Raw genomic sequence first — 19,293 nt, forward strand, 5'->3', positions numbered from 1 at the left:
AATAATCATTATGAAACATATAAATATCCTCAATACCCAAATATTATCCGATAATTGGTACACACTCAAAAAAGTAACTTTTGAGATGACTGGAATGGATGGTGCTAAATCTGTTTTAGAACGTGAAACTTATGATAGGGGGAACGGCGCTACAATCTTATTGTATAATAGAGAAGCCAAAACGGTTGTACTTACCCGTCAGTTTAGGATGCCCACATTTATTAATGGTAATGATACAGGTTACCTGATTGAGTGCTGTGCCGGACTATTAGATCAGGATAATGCGGAAGATTGTATCAAACGGGAAACGGAAGAAGAAACCGGATTTAGAATCGATAAAGTAGAGAAGGTTTTCGAAGCCTATATGTCACCTGGCTCGGTTACCGAACTATTATACTTTTTTGTTGCAGCATATTCAAATGAGATGAAATTGCACGATGGAGGAGGACTGCAGGAAGAAAATGAAGATATAGAAGTTTTAGAAATACCCTTCGAAAAGGCGCTTGAAATGATGAAATCTGGTGAGATAAAGGATGGTAAAACGATTATGCTCCTTCAATATGCTCAATTAAATGAATTGATGCGATAATGCATTGTTTGAATTTTGCAATGATTTATTTGAATTGTATAACTGTTCATAACAAACTGCTGTTTACATTTGTTATGTCTAATTAATTTAAATTTTTATGATAGCAACAAAAGGATATGCGGCACAAAATGCCGAAACTGATCTCGCACCGTGGAATTTTGAGCGCCGGGAAGTAGGGCCTCATGATGTTCAGTTCGAAATACTTTTCTGCGGGGTTTGTCACTCAGATCTGCACCAGATTAAAAACGATTGGTTCCCGGGAATATTCCCAATGGTTCCTGGTCACGAAATTGTAGGCAGGGTGGTAAAGGTTGGAGATCACGTGAAGAAATTTAAGGTGGGTGATCTTGCTGGTACAGGATGTATGGTAGATTCTTGTCAGGTTTGCGAAAACTGTAAGCAGGATTTAGAACAATATTGTTTAGAAGGAAATACCCAAACATACAATGGTTTGGAAAGAGATGGTAAAACACCAACTTATGGTGGATATTCTGATACGATTGTAGTAAGAGAAGAATTTGTGCTTCATGTATCAGACAAATTAAACCTTGCTGCTGTAGCACCACTTTTATGTGCAGGTATTACCACTTACTCTCCATTAAAACACTGGAAAGTAGGGAAAGGTCATAAACTGGCTGTACTTGGCTTAGGTGGTTTGGGCCACATGGCGGTGAAATTTGGTGTAGCTTTTGGCGCTGAGGTAACTGTATTAAGTACTTCACCAAAGAAAGAAGAGGATGCTAAAAAGTTAGGTGCCCACCATTTTGTGGTAACTACTGATCCGGCGCAGGTTAAGGCCGCAAGGGGCACATTCGATTTTATATTGGATACCGTATCTGCAGAACATGATTTTAACATGTACCTTTCTTTACTGAGAACAAATGGTGTACACATTTGTGTAGGCGTTCCACCTAAGCCAGCGGAAATTGCAGCTTTCAGCTTATTGGGTGGCAGAAAAAGTCTGGCAGGATCAGGTATTGGCGGTATTGCTGAAACTCAGGAAATGTTAGATTTCTGTGCGGAGAACAACATCGTGTCGGATATTGAAATGATCGATATGAAAGATATTCACACTGCTTACGAGCGTATGGAAAAAGGTGATGTACGTTACCGCTTTGTGATTGATATGGCTACATTGTAGTTCAAGATCGTAACAAAAGTTATGGGGATTTAGAGATAGCAATATTTCTAAATCCCTTTTTTATTTAAGGATGGCTTAATAATCTAAAGCATCTCCATTTTTCTTTACGAATTCGGACAGAGTGACGTGGTGTTGGGATTCTACTTTCGCCAGTTGTCTTTCGTTTTCAGTTAATAGGTTCTCCAGCGTGTTCAGCGAATCTTTGAGATAAGATATCGATAACATACGTGAAATCCTGTTTTTGATTTTATCGGCAAGGAACAATTCGACCAATATCAAGCTGATCAGAAAAAGGTAATGGTTGAAGATAATATTATTGGTACTCTTGGAGAAAGTAGGGAGACCTATCATGCCAAAAAATAAATCTATAATTAAAGGAATACCGATAATAGCAAGAAGCGAAAATCTGCTAACTTTTAAAGTAATTCCTTTTTCAGCATTCTTGATCTGTTCGTTAAAGGCCGAAAATTTGCTTTTAAAAGGAGTTTCCCTGTTATTCTGTTGCTGCTCTAATTTTTGAAGTTCTTTACCGTGTTCGATATCGATTTTCCGTACCTGCTCTACAATATGAGTTTCGGCATTGTTCAGCTTTTCCTGATCTTCCACAATAGATTCCTGTTCGGCAATAATTTTGTCCATTACCAGCAGGTCTTCTGGAATGCCATGTCGAAGTTTCTGTTCTGCAGCTACAATCCGGTTATCCAGTTGTTTAAACTGTCTTTTAAGCTCAACAATTTCTTTGTTAAAATGCTCTTTTTTTGAGGTATAGCTACTTTCGAGGCTGTTAAGTGCCGAAACATATTCGAAATCTCTCAGGAGTTGTTCGTTACTGGCAAAACGCTGATAAAGCCCATTTAATTTGATGAAGAGCTCACCTGTTGATTTTTCCGGGTTAGAAAGATCATTTCGGTATGCTTCCAGATCTTTTTCTGATAATGAAGGTATGGGCATAGTAGATTAAAAAGCTAAAATTATGAAAAATATTTATCGTTAAAGGAATTATAAGTGCTGTTTTCCCTTCAAATATTCCATTATTACTATTAAACAATTTTTTTTACAATCTAGTGTATCAAGGTTTTGATGGAGGAAGGTTTTTTATGTAAATACAATCTTTTAGTATTCAGTTATTTAAAGTCAGTATTTTAATTTGGTTGAAATATTTTTTGATTTTTTTTTACTTTTTAATAAATTATTCTATATTTGCAGCAAGCAAGGGGTGAGAGCCTTGCATCAATCTTTGATTGAGAGCGTTAATTTAGATAAGGTTACAACATTAATTGTTGTAACCTTTTTTTATATCCTATAAATAACCCGACAATTTTTCTACTTTTAGCGCATTGCAAAATATATAGGTTTCGCAAAAAGAAATCTTAAAAAAGCAGCATCGCTATTTTAAAGTGTGTTAAAAATATATGCCAAGAAATTATAGAATTTACATCAACGATAACACTTTGTTTATCTCAGATTTTTTGCCTGAGCAAAAAGAAAAAATTCAGCAACTGGAATTTCAGGATTTTAATCTGGAAACATTCTACAAAAAACTAAAAAATGGCTCCAGAAAGAGTTATATTTTTTTGACGAAAAACCCTCAGGAAACCTTTAAAAAGTTAAAGAAAGATTGTACCATTATAAAAGCGGCTGGTGGTTTGGTAGAGAGTGCTAATGGTAATTTTTTGTTTATTTTTAGAAATAAAAAATGGGATCTGCCAAAAGGAAAGCTTGAAGAAGGCGAAAAAATGAAGGAAGCGGCTGTTCGTGAGGTAGAAGAGGAATGTGGAATCAGGGTTTTTAAACGCGAAGAAAAGCTTTGTAAAACCTATCATGTTTATCCGATGGGCAATAAAATGGTGATCAAGAAAACCAATTGGTACAAAATGAAGGTTAAAGGCGAACCAAAATTAGTCCCTCAAAAAGAAGAAGGCATTGATGAAGCAGTTTGGTTGGATAAAAACCATATTTCGCCGGTAGTTAAAAATACATTTCCATCTATTATGGATGTGTTGAGGTTCGGAGGAATATTGTAGCTGGGATCAGAAATTTTAACCACAGATCGTTTTTTGCCGTGGTGTCAGATATTACTATCTGACACAGATTAAAATAAAAAATCGGCGGTTAATATAGCTAGCTGTCAGATGGTAACACCTGACAGCACCAAAGCCATCTAAATTTTAGCCACAGATAAATGGGATGAACACAGATCTAATTGCGCAAATTATTCGTTATCCAGTTCATCAATTACTTTTTTAACCTGTTTCAGGTATTTTCCGTAATAAAACCATGCCCATAGTTCGGTAATGGCACCGATAATCAGGATGGTAATGAAACAGTTAAGCAGGATATATACTGGCGACAACTTGCCTAAAATGCTTGTAAAAAACCAAGCTTTTTCTATAAATAAGTAGGCAGCAAGAAACCCTACTGAAATAAAGGCCACAATGTAAGTTAAAGCTTTGTACAGCTCAATGTTCAGTTTCATTTCGTAATAGAACCAGAGGATGTTTTTGCGGGTGTCCATACTCATATCGTAAGAGTTTTTATAGAATACATAAAATTTAAAGAAATAGTAAGCCGTAAAACCACAGGTAATGGCATAAGTGATTAGGTATACCCGATTAACAGTAGTTGAAAAACCAAAAAAATGAGGTATTAAGGCCATAAACCCCAGGAAAAATAGTTGATAGAAAAATTCATGTTTCATTTTTGCCCTGATTTTATCGATAGGAGTGTGCGCCTGTTTTATTTTAAGCATATCGGTAGAAATGTTGCTTCCCTCAGGATTTTCAGCATTCCATTCGTTTTTTAAATCGTCAAAATTCATAGCCGTTTTTCTTTATGATGAATTGTAATTTTTCTTTGGTTCTGTTGAGTTTAACCCGTGCATTAACCTCACTTATTCCCAGGTTTTCGGCGATATCGCGATGGGATTGGTTTTCGAGAAAAAGGAAGATTAATGCTTTTTCAATAGCGTTTAATTCTTGAACGGCAGTGTATAAATAAGCCAGCTTTTCTTCTTTTCCTTCATTTTCGTTTACATCCATTATATCGATATTCTCATCCAATGGTGCTTTATCGACTTTTCTATTGTCTTTTTTAAAGTAGATTAAGGCTGTATTGAGGCATACGCGGTACATCCATGTGGTAAACTTGCTGTTTCCTTTAAAAGTAGGGTAGGCTTTCCATAGTTGCAGTACAATTTCCTGAAACAGATCACGTTGTTCTTCGGCATCTTTCATATACATTTTGGAAATCTTATGTATAATCCCTTTATGCTGATTGATTAAGTTGAGAAATATGTTTTCTGCTTCTTTCATTGTATACCAATAGGTAACCGATTTTTGAAAACGTTACAGGTTAAGTTAAAAATAATATTTAACCACAGATAAAGGGGGAAAGCAGATAAGATTCCATTAGATTGGTCGTCTTTCTCGCGCATGCGGGAATCTTAATACAAATAGCTTTACATATAAAAAATCGTGTTCAAGCGAGACGCTAAGACTAGTTGTTGCTAAGACCAGTTGTTAAAATACCCCGTACTGCGGACACCCCTCTGAAAGAGGGGAATAATGTAAATAAGATGAACCTGGATTTAAATCTGTGTTTATCCGTGCGCATCTGTGGTTAACAAAAGCTATAGAAAGTCAAGTGCCTCTTTGGGTACAAATGGGCTCACATCGCCGTGGTTTCTTAAAATATCGCGAACAATGGTAGAGCTAATGGCAGAATATTCGGGTTTGCTTAACAGTAAAATGGTTTCTACTTCAGGCATCATAGTTTGGTTGATCTGTGCAATAGCCCGTTCATATTCAAAATCAGCAGCTGAACGGATCCCACGTACCATATAGGTAGCACCTATTTTTCTACAGAAATCTACGGTTAAACCTTCATAGGTTTGGATTTCGATGTTTTGATAGCCTTTAAAAACAGTCTGTAAAATCTGAAGACGCTGTTCGGCACTTAAAAAATTCTGTTTAGAACTGTTTAGCCCGATACCCACAACAATTTTATCGAAAAGTGGGGTAGCACGTTGTAATATGTTTACGTGCGCAATAGTGATCGGATCAAATGAGCCTGGAAATAGCGCTATCTTCATGATTCAAATATAGATTTTTATGGTGGAATTATTTACCACAAAGATACGAAGAACACAAAGCGGGTTATTTTTTTGCCACGGAAACACGGATTGCACGGAATAGTCTTTGGTTTCGGATTTGATACCATTAAGAAATTTAGGACATTAAGGTGATTTATGGCACTATAGCTTGAGCAGACCGTCCATTTTAAGCCTGATTGCAATGGAAAGCCCGGAACCCGATCCTTTATCGGGTGAGGACTTGCAATGAAAAGCAGGACTGAAGACCGCCACAATACGCTGTGTGCTCAATTCTAAAAATAATTAACTATGCGCCGTTAAACAATGACTAATGAACAATTTAACTAAACTCAAAAAAACTGAAAGAAGAATTGCCGTATTTTCTGGTTTCGGTATAACCCGGCTGGCTGTTTAGTTTCATATTACTCTGGTGCTCTACAACGAGCAAGCCATCGGGTTTAAGCAATTGTTGTTCTTTAACCATCACCGGAATCTGCGGAATGTTTGGCATATTGTAGGGCGGATCCGCAAAGATGAGATCGTAAGCGCCGGTCATCTGTTTTAATAACTTGAAAACATCGCCTTTACGGACATCAACCTGATCGAACTGGTATTGTTTTGCGGTGTTTTTAACCCAGTTTACACAACCATAATCCATGTCAATAGCCAAAATATTTTCTGCACCGCGTGAGGCAAATTCGAAGGTTAAATTTCCGGTGCCGCAAAATAAATCCAATACGGTGCAGGTTTCGAAATCATATTTGTTGTTCAGGATATTAAAGAGTGCTTCTTTGGCCATATCCGTTGTTGGGCGTACCGGTAAATTTGCGGGGGGCTGCAAACGGATGCCCTTTAATTTGCCACCAATTATTCGCATAAATCTAAAGCAAGGAGACCGCTGAAATAGTGTTTAGGCATATCGGCCAGTAATTCGCTATTTTGTTTTCCAGCAGGGAAGAAGAAATAAAGTTGATTGAAATATTTTAACAAACAGTTGTAATGTTCGTCGTCGTCGTTAATAATACCCTGAATGTAAACAGGAATGGCATCATTTAAGCCCAATTGTTCAATCATTAACAAAAGGAAGTAATTAAACTCTTCCCCATTTTCTGATTCGTAATGGTTCTGAAAAACAACCTTTTTATCTTTGGTATACAATACGTTGAATGATACTGCAGTAAAATCGATCAGTAAAGATTCGTCAGCTAAATGGCTAAATAAAGCTACCAGCGGTTCTGATTGTGGAAATAAATCGGTTTCCTGTGGTAAATTTGCTTTTACTTCATCATTTAAACAAAAAACAGTGTTAAAACCAAGTTCTTTGTTGTGTTTGGTATAAACTTTAGCATCCGAACCGAGGTATTGGGCATAAACAGCTAAATTTTCATCATCAAACCACTCATCAGGGATGAAAATGAAATTGGAGGTATGTATTGCTGCTTTAACCGTTCCGTAATTTAAAGAAAGGTAGTGATCTGTTTCAAAAGCCAATTTGAGGTCTTTCTCAACATCTTCACAGCCCTGTTTATCAAAAATGAGGTTAATCTCCTCAGTATCCTTATTTACCACGGCATAAGAAAAGCTGTCATTCGTTATTTTTAACAATAAATGGCAGTTTGCAGATGCATTTGTGTTAAAGTTTGGGTCGACCAATAAGAGACTATTGTTACTCATTGAAACAAAAATAGAGTTTTTTAAGGATTAACGGTAAGATGAGGTTAAATTTTTGACTTTACCACAGAATTATTGGCTAATAGCTTAAAAGGAAGTTTGCTACTTTGTTTTTTTTACCACAGATAAAAAGGATAAACACAGATCATTTGTGTAAATTCTTAATTTAATAAGTAAACTGATATATCATTAGCCACGGAAACACGGAGCTCACGGAAACAATTCCTAGCCATTTTGCTTTGTAGTTGCCCAATGAATCTTTTTACCACCTGAGACACCTTAGTTCACTTTAGTGAATTCATATTCGCCAAAAAATATACAATTAACTTTGTGTTCTTTGCGCCTTTGTGGTTAAAAGAACATCAAATATATCTGTGAAGATCTGTGGTGAAAATGTCTGTGGTTTTTTTACCAAAATCAAACCTTTCAACTATTCAAAAATCGAAATATTCGGCTTAAATTCGGAACATGAGTTATAAGCCTACCTATAAAGCGGCAAACACGATTGCAGCAACGATAGAACAACATTTTGTTAAACTGCATAAAAATGCAATTGCACAAGGTGAGATAGATTTGGCTACTCAACCAGATCAAAAAATAATTGAAGCGATAATTGATGTTGCTTTTTGGAGCAGTCTGCGTAAGGAGGAAGGGCATTCGCCACGGATTTCGATTGCTTTTTTACCACCAGAGCAAACCTCGAAACCATTACGGTTTGCGAAAAAACTAGCGTTAAACGCGAATACATTAACCAAAATAGCACCTGGGATTGAACGTTCCGGAATTCATCTGGGCGTGTGGGAAGAGAATGGTGAACTTTATATCTGGGGTACAACCCTTAATATTCCGAACTTTTGTTTTGTAGTTGATGTTTCTGAACCTGGTTTAATTGTGATTAAACACCGGAGGATTTATGGCATTGGCAAGTTTACCAACGTTGCGGTACTAAAAGGGGAGCAGATCCGTATTGTTGACGATAGAAGCTGTACAAATAGAGATTGTCCGCCTATTTTGCAGGCTTTATTAGATCTGACTGTTTTGGCCAGCTGGAATGATCCGATTAATATTTTGATCCAGTTTTCGGTTTCGATGCGTGCGCATGGCAGGGGTGGGGCATTATTGATTATACCTAAAGGAGATACGAAATGGGAGGAATCCATTATCCACCCAATACAATATTTGGTAGATCCTCCATTTTGCGGACTATCAAACCTGGCGAAGCAGAACGGAAATCAAAGCGAAATTTTCTCTCAGGGCGCTGTTCGCCGTGAGGTAGAGCATTTGGCTGGTTTAACCGCGGTTGATGGTGCAACGATCATCAACGAAGAATTTGATCTGATTGCATTTGGTGCCAAAATCGGTCGCGCAAAGGGGAAACCTACGGTAGAGCAGATTGCTTTTTCAGAGCCGATTGTTGGTGGAGAAGACAAAATTCTTTATCCCGGACAACTTGGTGGTACCCGCCATTTTTCTGTTGCCCAGTTTGTAAACGATCAGCCTCAGTCTATTGGTTTAGTAGCCTCTCAGGATGGCCATTTTACCATTTTCAGCTACAGTAAAAAACAAAATATGGTAATGGCACATCGCATTGAAACACTACTTCTATAATTTAAATTGCTTAATTGTTACATTGTTTTATTGTTGAGGTAAGGAGCACTTAGAAAAGAGCATTACCTTTGCCACCTAAACCGTATTGCAGCGGCATCCCCCGATTTTTTCATCGGGGATATAGCGGAAAGACGGAAACCGGAACCGATTAGCATTGCAATTGCTTTTCAAAACAAAAAAAAGATTGTTTAAAACGGTAGTGGTAAACAGTTAACTGATTTATACAATTATCTATTCAGAAATTTCCCTTAAATGATTCAGAACAAAAGCCAGCTTATTGCCTCAGCATACGAACATACACCTACCAAAGAACAATTGATTTTTTGCGAACGGATGTCGGTGTTTTTGCAACAGGAGGATGAGTACCGCTGTTTTGTGTTGAAAGGTTATGCCGGTACGGGTAAAACTACTTCTGTAGCGGCCTTGGTTAAGGTACTGGCTAAATTTAACCTGCGTAGTGAACTGCTGGCTCCAACAGGAAGAGCGGCAAAAGTTATGAGCCAGTATTCGTACCGGAAAGCTTTAACCATACATAAAAGGATTTACCGGAAGCGTTCTGCCGCATCGCCAGAAATGCAATTTCAGCTGGCACCAAATCTCTCCGAGAATACGCTTTTTATCATTGATGAGGCTTCGATGATCGCTGATGAATTTAATGAAACAGGCTCTTCAATATTAAGAGATCTGCTGGAGTTTGTGTACAATACCAAAAACTGCTTTTTACTTTTTGTGGGCGATACGGCACAGTTGCCTCCTGTGGGGAGCTTAGATAGTCCGGCATTGAACGAACAATACCTAAAAGATAAATTTGCCTTAACGGTTTCGTCTGTAGAACTCAAAGAAGTGGTTAGACAGGGAAAGAAATCGGGTATTTTGGCCAATGCTACGATGTTGCGGAATCAGATTGCCAAAAATCCTGAAAATCCGATGCCTAAATTCCTGACTAAAAACTACACCGATATTTACAACATGGCTGGTGCACGTTTGGTAGAAGGACTGGAGTATGCTTACCGAAAATTCGGTATGGAAAATACCCTGGTGGTTTGCCGTTCCAATAAATCGGCCAATGTGTATAACCAGCAGATTAGAGCAAGGTTGCTGTACCGCGAAGAAGAATTAACAGGTGGGGATCAGATTATGGTGGTGCGGAATAATTATTTCTGGCTGCCTGAGAACGAGGATACTGCTTTTATTGCCAATGGAGATATGGCGAAAGTAATTCGCGTAAGGGGAGAAGAAGAACGTTATGGTTTCCGTTTTGCTGATGCTACATTGGAGTTTATGGATTTCCCCGCTGCAGGACAGATTAGTTGCAAAGTAATGCTGGATACACTCAATTTAGAAAGTGCGAATCTTCCATACGAACAAAATAAGAAACTTTTTGACGGGCTTAATGAAGATTATGAGCATATTGCCAATAAACGGCAACGGATGCTGGCCATTAAAGCCGATCCTTTTTATAATGCGCTGCAAATTAAGTTTGCTTATGCGGTAACCTGCCATAAAGCGCAGGGTGGACAGTGGGATGCTGTTTTTGCTGACCAGGGTTATCTTACAGAAGAAATGATCGATCTGGATTTTCTACGATGGCTATATACCGCTGTAACGAGAGCGAAAAAAGAGTTATATTTAGTCAATTTTGCGCCCCAGCTTTTCGCGAAGACAGCGCAGGAGGACTATTTTTAAAACCTGTCGTCATGCTGAATTTATTTCAGCATCTTTCCTGCTACAAAATCCTGAAATGAATTACCTTCGGTGAGCTCGCTAAGGCTCGGTTCAGGGTGATAGTCAAAGCAAGATGAAGCCAAGAGAAATTTAGATACTAACCAATTATACTATGAAATTTGCTTTTAGTCTTAAGAACAAGCTAAAAATAGCTTTCCTGCTTTTCTGCATCATGTGCTGCACTTTGCTGATCCGTTTTTTAGAGGATAAAAGTGTAGAGAAGATTAATGAATCTTTTATTTCAATGTACAATGACAGGCTTGTACCGGCAACAGACTTATATTTTATTGCTGAAAATCTGCATTATAAAAATGAGATTCTTCAGGAAATATTATTGGGAAATGGTGCTGTTCATCCCTCAACTGGTATGGTTAAAATGAATAAACACAACCGTAAAATAGATTCTATGATCAATAAATATGAACTTACTTTATTGGTAAAGCAGGAGAAAAGTTTTTTAAACGATTTTAAAAAGGCATTAACTGTTCAGCAAGGACTGGAGACTAAAATTTTGAACATGGCTGGCACAGAGGCTAAGGCAATTTATGAGTCCGCGGGTAGGAATGCAGCAAAACAGACTTTAGCTAAACTTTCCGCCCTCATTAAAATACAATCTAAAGTTGGGAATGAGCTGATTAAAGGATCAGAAATTTTTGTTTCAGGAACCAAGGTTTACTCTACTTTACAGGTTATTTTGGCAATAGTAATCGGAATTATGATCGTGGCCATTGTTTCGGCTTCTAATGCGGTGAAAATTCAGAGCGAGAAGTTTAATTTGAATTAGATTTTTAACGCTTTGAAAAGGCACGAAGCAATCTTAAAGCACACGCTGTAGCGATCGTTGTAAGATTGCTTCGTCGGCTGAAAAAGCCTTCTCGCAATGACGATTCCTCGCCGGAACATAGCAATAGAACCTATCCAGTGTTAATCTGTGTTTCTATTGCTAGTAACAAGTTTCGTCATCTCGACCGTAGTGGAGAGATCTGCGAGCAGATTTCTCCATTCCGTTTTACTCCATCGGATAGCTATCGGATCGAAATGACAATTTATGTAGGGTTGATTTTATTACTATTCAGCGTCTTCGTCTGTTAGTAACCTGATCGAATCGTCAGAAAGTACGATTAAACGCTCTTTATACAGTGAGCCAATGGTTTTTTTGAAAGCGCTTTTACTGATCTGGAAACGGTGATAAATATCTTCAGGAGAGCTTTTATCGCCCAGTTCAATTACACCGCCACTCTTTTTTAGCTCCCTTAACATCATCTCTTTGGAATCAAGGATATGTCCGTAACCGCTTGGTTGTAAGGTTAAATCGATCTTGCCTTCTACACGGATTTTCTTGATCCAGCCTTTACGCATTTCGCCTGGTTGGATATTATCGAAAACCTCATTGTTGTAAAGCAAACCGATATAAGTATTGTTGATAATGGCGTTGAAACCAAGATCGGTTTCTTCGGTAATCAATAAGCTTACTTCATCGCCCTCTTCAAAATCGAAGCCATCTTCTTCAACAAAATCATATAATTTAGAAGAAGCCAACAAGCGGTCGTTGCTTTCGTCTAAATACAGGTAAACCACATATTTATAGCCTTTTTGCATTGGCCTTTTTTGTTCGCGATCCGGAACATATACATCTTTATCAATACCGAGGTCCATAAAAACGCCATCATCACCATCAGAAACAACTTTTAAAAAGGCAAAATCGCCTACTTCAGCATAAGCTTTCTGGGTGGTTCCGGTTAAGCGGCCATCTTTCTGTACAAATACGAAAACCTTAATGTTATCGCCAATTTCTACACCATTCGGAACGTATTGGTAAGGCAGAATGACCAGTTTATCACCATCGGTTAAGTTTAATCCAGCTTCTGTTTTGCTTAAAATCCTTAACTCATTGTATTTTCCTATTTCAATCATGTTATTGGGGTTTAACCATTTTCTTCAATGGCTTTTCCTACAAAGGTAGCAATGTTTAGGCGCAAATTGGTTTTTAAATCTGTAGGAGTAGTTTAACCACAGATAAAAAGGATGCACACAGATATTAATATCTATGCATCTGTGATGAAAAAACTAACCTAATATTTGTTCCTCGCCAGGCTTACCATCGATAGATTCCAAAAGGATTGTCATCATTGCGAGAAGGAACGACGAAGCAATCTATCATGCTAGTGATCTTTGGTATAAAGATTGCTTAGTCGGCTGAAAAAGCCTTCTCGCAATGACGATTCTTCGTGGCCCATGCGCTATGGAATGTGGCTACTTCAAATAGGAATGAAAAAAAATATATATTTTAGCAACTTATCTAACATTAAATCTACAATATGAACAAGCAGATTCCTCCATTTTTTTTAAGCGACGAATATTTTATTGACGAGAAAGTAAACTTTTTAAAGTTTGCGAACGAGTACAAAGTTTATAACGATCAGGGTACTCAGATCGGAATTATTAAACAGCGTATTTCTGGCTGGCACAAGGTTCTAACCTTATTAGTTGATAAGCGCATGATGCCTTTTAAATTGGAAATTACTGATATTAACGATCAGTTACAGGCAACTATTACCAGAGGCTGGACATTCTGGATGTCGAAAATTTTTGTTACCGATCCGCTTGGTGTTGAAGTGGGTATTATTAAACAAAAATTTAAATTATTTAAACCAACGTTTACCATTTCGAGCCCAACTTCGGGAGAGGAGATTGCAAAAATATCCGGCGATTGGAAAGCCTGGAATTTTACCATCACCAACAATGCAGGTGCCGAAATGGGCAAAATAAGCAAAAAATGGGCTGGTGCTTTGAAAGAGGTTTTTACCACAGCCGATAAATACAATGTTTCTATCGATCCCAGTTATGCAGAAAGCAATCAAAAAGTCGCAATTGTGGCCACTGCCATTACCATCGATATGGTTTTGAAAGAGAGTAAATAAATGGGTTAATTGTATGAATGATTAACTATTGAATGGGGCGGGTAATTAATATCAATTACTCGCCTTTTTTACGTAACCTTCTTTAGCTATAACTTTCTTACAAACGATATCAATTAATTCGGCTAAATTTGGAACCTACAATTTAAGGTATCTTCTCATTGATATGGAAAAAACCAAAGAAGCCAAAAAGCCAAGTATTTTCAGTTTACTTGGAAATTACAGGGGCTTAATTTTTATGCTAATCCTGTTTGCGCTGCTCAGTAACGGTATCAACTTACTTTTACCAAAGATTATTGCCAGTGGCATCGATTCTTACACCAATAAAACTTTCAATCTTCAATCCATATTGCTTCAGTTTTCGCTGGCCATTGTTCTGGTTTTCATTTTTACTTATTTGCAGAGTATTGTGCAAACTTATGCTTCTGAACGTGTGGCAAGAGATTTAAGAACCAGGTTATCCGATCAGATTTCGAGACAAAGCCATGCTTACATCATTCAGGCTAACCCATCAAAACTGCTAACCAACCTTACTGCCGATGCCGATTCGATTAAAATGTTTGTTTCGCAGGCTATTGTTTCTATCTGTTCGTCTATATTTTTAATTGTTGGAGCAAGCATCCTGCTCTTAATGATCAATTGGAAATTGGCACTTTGTGTAATTGCGATTGTGCCAATTATTGGCGGCGCGTTTTTTTATGTATTAAGCAAGGTAAAAGTGCTTTTCAAAAAAAGCAGGGAAGTGATCGACTGGTTAAACAAAGTAATCAGCGAAAGTATTTTAGGTTCGGCTCTGATACGTGTAATCAATTCTCAAACTTTAGAATACCATAAATTTTTAGATGCAAATGCCAAAGCGAGAGATTTAGGGATATCTATCCTGCGAATGTTTGCAGCCTTGATTCCGGTTATTGTTTTTACAGCCAATTTATCTGGTTTGTGCATTTTGGTGCTGGGGGGACATTTTGTAATTACCAATTCGATGACCCTGGGAGAGTTTACTGCTTTTAGCAGTTACCTCACACTCATTATCTTTCCCATTTTGGTAATCGGTTTTATGAGTAATGTTATTGCACAGGCTACGGCATCTTATCAAAGAATAGAAAGTGTACTCAACGCGGCAGAGATCAACCATCCGGGTACATTAACTTCACAGTTAAAGGGCGATGTCGAAGTGAAAGATATTAGTATGAATTTTGGCCAGAAACCAATTTTAAAATCAGTTTCATTTTCTGCCAAAGCGGGTTCTAAAACGGCCATTATTGGGCCTACAGCTGCAGGAAAAACGCAATTGCTTTATATTTTAACAGGTTTGATTGATGCTGATTCGGGAGTGGTATTGTTTGATGGTGAAGAGATTAAACAATACAAGCAAGAGAATTTTCATCAACAGGTTGGTTTTGTATTTCAGGATAGCATCATGTTTAACATGAGCATACGGGAAAATATTGCCTTTAGCGATACTGTTACAGACGAATCGTTGGTGAAGGCCATAGCTACTGCCGAACTTAAGGATTTTGTAGATGCTTTGCCAGACCAATTAAATACGATTGTTTCAGAACGGGGGAACAGTCTTTCGGGTGGACAAAAACAGCGGATTATGTTAGCAAGAGCCCTGGCTGTAAATCCGAAGATTTTATTATTGGATGATTTTACCGCGCGTGTTGATACCAATACCGAGAAAAGAATTTTGGAGAACATCCAGAATAATTACCCTGGCTTGACTTTACTTTCTATTACCCAAAAAATAGCTTCTGTTGAACATTACGACAAAGTGATCTTGCTGATGCAGGGCGAAATCATTGCAGAAGGAACCCATCAGGAATTGTTGAAAAGCAGTCCTGAGTATGTTCAGATTTACAATTCACAACAGAGCACCAGTAATTATGAACTACAATCTTAACCAGCTTAGTGCCAGGCAGGAAAAGCAATCGACTTATAAAGCGCTGAAAAGCCTGCTTAAACTCATTTCAGCCGAACGTAAAAACCTGCGTTTGGCGCTTATTGCCATTTTAGTAAATTCAGGTTTATTGCTTTTAGGACCGTTATTGGTTGGTCATACGGTTGATACCTATATTCGCACCAAACAATTTCATGGTGTGCTTATTTTTGGCGGCATCTTGCTGGTGATGTATATGATGGCCATGGTTACCGGTTACATCCAAACCCGGTTAATGGGCGGAATAGGCCAGCGGATGTTATACACTTTACGCAATTCCATTTTTAATAAATTACAGGAATTACCCGTTTCGTTTTTTAACCAGAACAAAGCGGGTGATCTGATTTCGAGGGTGAATAATGATACAGATAAACTGAACCAGTTTTTTTCGCAATCGCTAATGCAGTTTATCGGTAGTATCGTAACCATGATTGGTGCCGGTATTTTCCTGCTTTCGATTAATCCTGAACTTGGCGCGGCAACACTTTCGCCAGCGGTGGTAATCGTTCTTTTTACAGTGGCTTTATCGCCCTGGGTAAAAGGAAAAAATGCTAAAAATTTAAAAAGTGTTGGCGGAATGAGTGCTGAAATACAGGAAAGCCTGAACAACTTTAAAGTAATTATCGCCTTTAACCGCAGGGATTATTTTAGGAAACGTTTTAACGAAGCCAATACCGAAAACTATAAAACAGCGATTGGTGCTGGTTTAGCCAATAATATTTTTGTTCCTATTTATGGATTATTATCTAGTATTGCGCAATTAATTACCTTACTATTTGGTATTTATTTAATTTCTAAGGGCAATTTCACCCTGGGTTTATTGGTGAGTTATATTTCTTACACCACTAATTTTTATAATCCGCTGAGGCAGCTGGCGGCTCTTTGGACCAGTTTCCAGGTCGCTATGGCTGGTTGGGACAGGATATCGCAAATCCTTTCGTTAGAGAGCGACTTACAACAGGTTAAAACCAACGAAAATATTACTTCTGATGCTTTGCTTGAGTTTAAAAATGTTCATTTTTCTTATGATGATAGTAAAGAAATCCTGCATAATATCAATTTAAGATTCGAAAAGGGTAAAACTTATGCTTTAATTGGACCAACAGGAGGTGGAAAAACCACAACTGCTTCATTAATTTCACGATTATACGATGCTACAAAAGGTACTGTTTTATTAAATGGCAAGGATATCAGGTCGTTTTCTGCTGAAGAACGAACACAAAAAATCGGGTTTATATTGCAAGAGCCATTTTTATTTACCGGAACCGTAAAAGAGAATATTTTGTACGGTAATAGTCAATATAAAGAGGTTAGCGATGAAAAGCTGGAGAAAATAATTGAAGAAGCTAACCTGAATGCACTTTTAGCCATATTTGATGAAGGGCTAAATACGCAGATTACTTCAGGATCAGACAGTATCAGTTTGGGCCAGAAACAGCTGATTGCTTTTATGCGTGCGGTGCTAAGAAATCCTGAATTATTGATTCTTGATGAAGCTACAGCAAATATCGATACGATAACCGAACAACTTTTGGGCAGTATTTTAAATAAACTTTCGAAAGAAACAACATTGGTAATTATAGCCCACCGTTTAAATACCATCGAAAATGCTGATGAAATTTATTTTGTAAATGAAGGTGAAGTGCAAAAGGCCGGAACGCTGAACGATGCATTAAATATGTTACTAAAAGGGAAGCGGGTAAGTTAATATCTTTACCGTATAAACCTATCAGGTTTTTGAAACCTGATAGGTTTATAAAAAAAAAAATACAAATGAAAAAATACTTCTTCTCTCTGGCCTTTTCGGCGATAAGCTTCGCTTCTTTTGCACAAAGTGCGGAACAAAACCTTTTTGTGCAGGACAGTTTAAAATTGATTTCAGCACAGTTTAAGTTTACTGAGGGTGCTTCGGTTGATAAACAAGGGAACGTTTTTTTTACTGATCAGCCCAACGATAAAATCTGGAAATATGATATTAATGGCAAACTGAGCCTATACATGGATAAATCAGGTAGGTCAAATGGAACTTATTTTGATAAGAAAGGGAACTTAATTGTATGTGCCGACGAAAATAACCAGATCTGGTCTATTGATAAAAACAAGAAAATAAAAGTGCTCTTCAGTGATTATGAAGGCAAAAAAGTAAATGGTCCAAACGACATCTGGTTGGATGCTAAAGGTGGTATATATTTTACCGACCCTTATTACCAACGTGATTACTGGATGAGGAAATCGCCAGAAATTCAGGGTCAAAAGGTGTATTATCTGCCGAAAGGAAAAAAAGAAGCAATCATTGTCGCTGATGATGTAATTAAGCCAAACGGTATTGTGGGTACGCCAGATGGTAAATTCCTGTACATTGCTGATATGGGGAACAATAAGACCTACCGTTATGGCATTGGCGCAGATGCCAAATTATCTGACAGGCAGCTGATCGTTAACCAGCATTCTGACGGGATGACTCTAGATAACAAAGGAAATATCTATTTAACCGGAAAAGGAGTGGATATTTACAAACCTACAGGTGAAAAAATAGGACATATTGATGTACCTGAAGAGTGGTGTGGTAATATATGTTTCGGTGGAAAAGATAAAAACCTGCTATTTATTACGGCCTCAAAATCATTGTATGTTATTCCAACTAGTGTAAGAGGAGTGGAGTAATATTTTATTAAGGCCGTTTAACTTGTATAAAGCCCAAATAATAACGATGAACTGAACTGAAAAAAAATCTGTTCACTTTATTCAACCTCTAAAAATATAAATCGCATTAAGTAGTTTTGAACTTCCTACTTATAGGGATAGACGACTATGAAAAAGCCCTCTCAGGATTGAAGGGCTTTTCTACTTTTTTATCTATATCATTTTCATTTCTAAATTGTATAGGTCCTGTTACAATCAATCTAACATGAAATAATTTTTTAAATTAGCATATATTAAAAAAACCTGATAAGCTTATGGAAAATCTAAAAGAAGAAACCAAAATCAAAGCTTTCCTCACCAGGATAAAAACAGAGTGGCCAGGAGTGGTAGAACGCTTTGAGCTTAAAACAGGCAGTGTAATATATGTTCATTTAAAGGAGGGTATATCAAGCATGGATTTTCTTGGTAAACTTTCCAGAAAGATAGAACGTTTTGTAGATTTCAGCATGCCTATTATCTTGTATCATATTGAAAGTGATGGCATGAATTTAAGGTCGCATCCGATAAATTGGTACTCTTCTATTACACAGAGAAAAACTTTTTAATGCGTTAAAACATGTTTTGTTAATACCTTAAACTGTAAAATGTCAGCCATAATCTTTGCCATTGTAATCTTTTTTTGCATAATTAACAATTTTGTTGGTCAGTAATTTGGGTTTTTGGGTTTTAATCCTATTTTTGGTTTTAATTTAAAACATCCAGTATAATGAAAAACGGAACAGTAAAATTTTTTAACTCAGAAAAAGGCTTTGGTTTTATCAAAGAAGAAAACGGATCTGAGATTTTTGTGCATGCATCAGGCCTGATTGACGAAATCAGAGAAAATGATACAGTTGAATATGAAGTTCAAGAAGGCAAAAAAGGCCTTAATGCAGTGAAAGTAAGAGTTGTTTAATTCTTCCCCAAAAG

19 protein-coding genes are annotated in these 19,293 nt (G+C 37.3%); 12 read left to right on the forward strand and 7 right to left on the reverse strand.

Translation table 11 applies throughout. From position 1 onward, the window contains the following. Positions 1 to 10: 10 nt before the first annotated feature. Both nudK and BCL90_RS05455 read left to right on the forward strand, forming a co-directional pair. A complete protein-coding gene (gene nudK / locus BCL90_RS05450; protein ID WP_244095055.1) occupies positions 11 to 589 on the forward strand; it encodes a GDP-mannose pyrophosphatase NudK in 579 nt (192 codons plus the stop codon). 97 nt (positions 590 to 686) lie between these two features. Then, positions 687 to 1,730, forward strand: coding sequence for an NAD(P)-dependent alcohol dehydrogenase (locus BCL90_RS05455; protein ID WP_121282988.1), 1,044 nt, complete (start codon positions 687 to 689; stop codon positions 1,728 to 1,730). Positions 1,731 to 1,805: 75 nt separating this feature from the next. Here the strand turns inward: BCL90_RS05455 and BCL90_RS05460 are convergent, their stop codons facing one another. Beyond that, a complete protein-coding gene (locus BCL90_RS05460) occupies positions 1,806 to 2,681 on the reverse strand; it encodes a hypothetical protein (RefSeq protein WP_121282989.1) in 876 nt (291 codons plus the stop codon). A gap of 461 nt (positions 2,682 to 3,142) precedes the next feature. Between BCL90_RS05460 and BCL90_RS05465 the strand changes: the two genes are divergently transcribed. Continuing rightward, on the forward strand, positions 3,143 to 3,754 hold the full coding sequence (locus tag BCL90_RS05465; RefSeq protein ID WP_121282990.1) for an NUDIX hydrolase: 612 nt from the start codon (positions 3,143 to 3,145) through the stop codon (positions 3,752 to 3,754). Positions 3,755 to 3,942: 188 nt separating this feature from the next. Here the strand turns inward: BCL90_RS05465 and BCL90_RS05470 are convergent, their stop codons facing one another. From BCL90_RS05470 to BCL90_RS05490, 5 genes are all read right to left on the reverse strand, one after another. Continuing rightward, positions 3,943 to 4,548 (reverse strand): hypothetical protein, encoded by a 606-nt coding sequence (locus BCL90_RS05470; protein WP_121282991.1) that lies wholly within the window; start codon positions 4,546 to 4,548, stop codon positions 3,943 to 3,945. Next, positions 4,538 to 5,041: an RNA polymerase sigma factor gene (locus BCL90_RS05475; protein WP_121282992.1), complete on the reverse strand. Its 504-nt coding sequence runs from the start codon at positions 5,039 to 5,041 to the stop codon at positions 4,538 to 4,540. The genes BCL90_RS05470 and BCL90_RS05475 overlap by 11 nt, the downstream gene beginning before the upstream one ends. A gap of 317 nt (positions 5,042 to 5,358) precedes the next feature. Beyond that, the gene (coaD, locus tag BCL90_RS05480) at positions 5,359 to 5,820 is read right to left on the reverse strand and encodes a pantetheine-phosphate adenylyltransferase (RefSeq protein WP_121282993.1); all 462 of its coding nucleotides are present in this window, start codon (positions 5,818 to 5,820) and stop codon (positions 5,359 to 5,361) included. A gap of 340 nt (positions 5,821 to 6,160) precedes the next feature. Beyond that, complete coding sequence (gene rsmD, locus BCL90_RS05485) at positions 6,161 to 6,697, reverse strand: 16S rRNA (guanine(966)-N(2))-methyltransferase RsmD (RefSeq protein ID WP_121282994.1); 537 nt, start codon at positions 6,695 to 6,697, stop codon at positions 6,161 to 6,163. Next, positions 6,688 to 7,494 carry a DUF3822 family protein gene (locus BCL90_RS05490; protein ID WP_121282995.1) on the reverse strand — a complete coding sequence of 269 codons (807 nt, stop codon included), beginning with the start codon at positions 7,492 to 7,494 and terminating at the stop codon, positions 6,688 to 6,690. Before BCL90_RS05490 ends, rsmD begins: the two co-directional genes overlap by 10 nt. A gap of 465 nt (positions 7,495 to 7,959) precedes the next feature. Between BCL90_RS05490 and BCL90_RS05495 the strand changes: the two genes are divergently transcribed. The 3 genes from BCL90_RS05495 (at position 7,960) to BCL90_RS05505 (ending at position 11,608) form a co-directional block, all read left to right on the forward strand. Further along, positions 7,960 to 9,099: a putative sensor domain DACNV-containing protein gene (locus BCL90_RS05495; RefSeq protein WP_121282996.1), complete on the forward strand. Its 1,140-nt coding sequence runs from the start codon at positions 7,960 to 7,962 to the stop codon at positions 9,097 to 9,099. Between the two features lie 252 nt (positions 9,100 to 9,351). Then, entirely contained in the window at positions 9,352 to 10,785 is a 1,434-nt protein-coding gene (locus tag BCL90_RS05500) for an ATP-dependent DNA helicase (protein ID WP_121282997.1), read from the forward strand. A gap of 151 nt (positions 10,786 to 10,936) precedes the next feature. Continuing rightward, positions 10,937 to 11,608 carry an MCP four helix bundle domain-containing protein gene (locus BCL90_RS05505; RefSeq protein ID WP_121282998.1) on the forward strand — a complete coding sequence of 224 codons (672 nt, stop codon included), beginning with the start codon at positions 10,937 to 10,939 and terminating at the stop codon, positions 11,606 to 11,608. A 284-nt stretch (positions 11,609 to 11,892) separates the two neighbouring features. On the opposite strand, the gene BCL90_RS05510 is transcribed toward BCL90_RS05505, so the two are convergent. Beyond that, entirely contained in the window at positions 11,893 to 12,738 is an 846-nt protein-coding gene (locus tag BCL90_RS05510) for a CvfB family protein (protein ID WP_121282999.1), read from the reverse strand. Positions 12,739 to 13,142: 404 nt separating this feature from the next. On the opposite strand from BCL90_RS05510, the gene BCL90_RS05515 reads away from it, so the two are divergent. The 6 genes from BCL90_RS05515 to BCL90_RS05540 all read left to right on the forward strand — a co-directional run bounded on the left by BCL90_RS05515 (position 13,143) and on the right by BCL90_RS05540 (position 19,279). Then, positions 13,143 to 13,745 carry an LURP-one-related/scramblase family protein gene (locus BCL90_RS05515; RefSeq protein ID WP_121283000.1) on the forward strand — a complete coding sequence of 201 codons (603 nt, stop codon included), beginning with the start codon at positions 13,143 to 13,145 and terminating at the stop codon, positions 13,743 to 13,745. A gap of 163 nt (positions 13,746 to 13,908) precedes the next feature. Further along, positions 13,909 to 15,645, forward strand: a complete 1,737-nt coding sequence (locus BCL90_RS05520) for an ABC transporter ATP-binding protein (RefSeq protein WP_121283001.1) — start codon at positions 13,909 to 13,911, stop codon at positions 15,643 to 15,645. Continuing rightward, the gene (locus tag BCL90_RS05525) at positions 15,629 to 17,389 is read left to right on the forward strand and encodes an ABC transporter ATP-binding protein (protein ID WP_121283002.1); all 1,761 of its coding nucleotides are present in this window, start codon (positions 15,629 to 15,631) and stop codon (positions 17,387 to 17,389) included. Before BCL90_RS05520 ends, BCL90_RS05525 begins: the two co-directional genes overlap by 17 nt. 65 nt (positions 17,390 to 17,454) lie before the next feature. Then, a complete protein-coding gene (locus BCL90_RS05530) occupies positions 17,455 to 18,345 on the forward strand; it encodes an SMP-30/gluconolactonase/LRE family protein (RefSeq protein WP_121283003.1) in 891 nt (296 codons plus the stop codon). A gap of 293 nt (positions 18,346 to 18,638) precedes the next feature. After that, the gene (locus BCL90_RS05535) at positions 18,639 to 18,929 is read left to right on the forward strand and encodes a hypothetical protein (protein WP_121283004.1); all 291 of its coding nucleotides are present in this window, start codon (positions 18,639 to 18,641) and stop codon (positions 18,927 to 18,929) included. Between the two features lie 161 nt (positions 18,930 to 19,090). After that, complete coding sequence (locus BCL90_RS05540) at positions 19,091 to 19,279, forward strand: cold-shock protein (RefSeq protein WP_090503206.1); 189 nt, start codon at positions 19,091 to 19,093, stop codon at positions 19,277 to 19,279. Positions 19,280 to 19,293: the final 14 nt, after the last annotated feature.

This window comes from Pedobacter alluvionis (assembly GCF_003664035.1).
Lineage (GTDB): Bacteria > Bacteroidota > Bacteroidia > Sphingobacteriales > Sphingobacteriaceae > Pedobacter > Pedobacter alluvionis.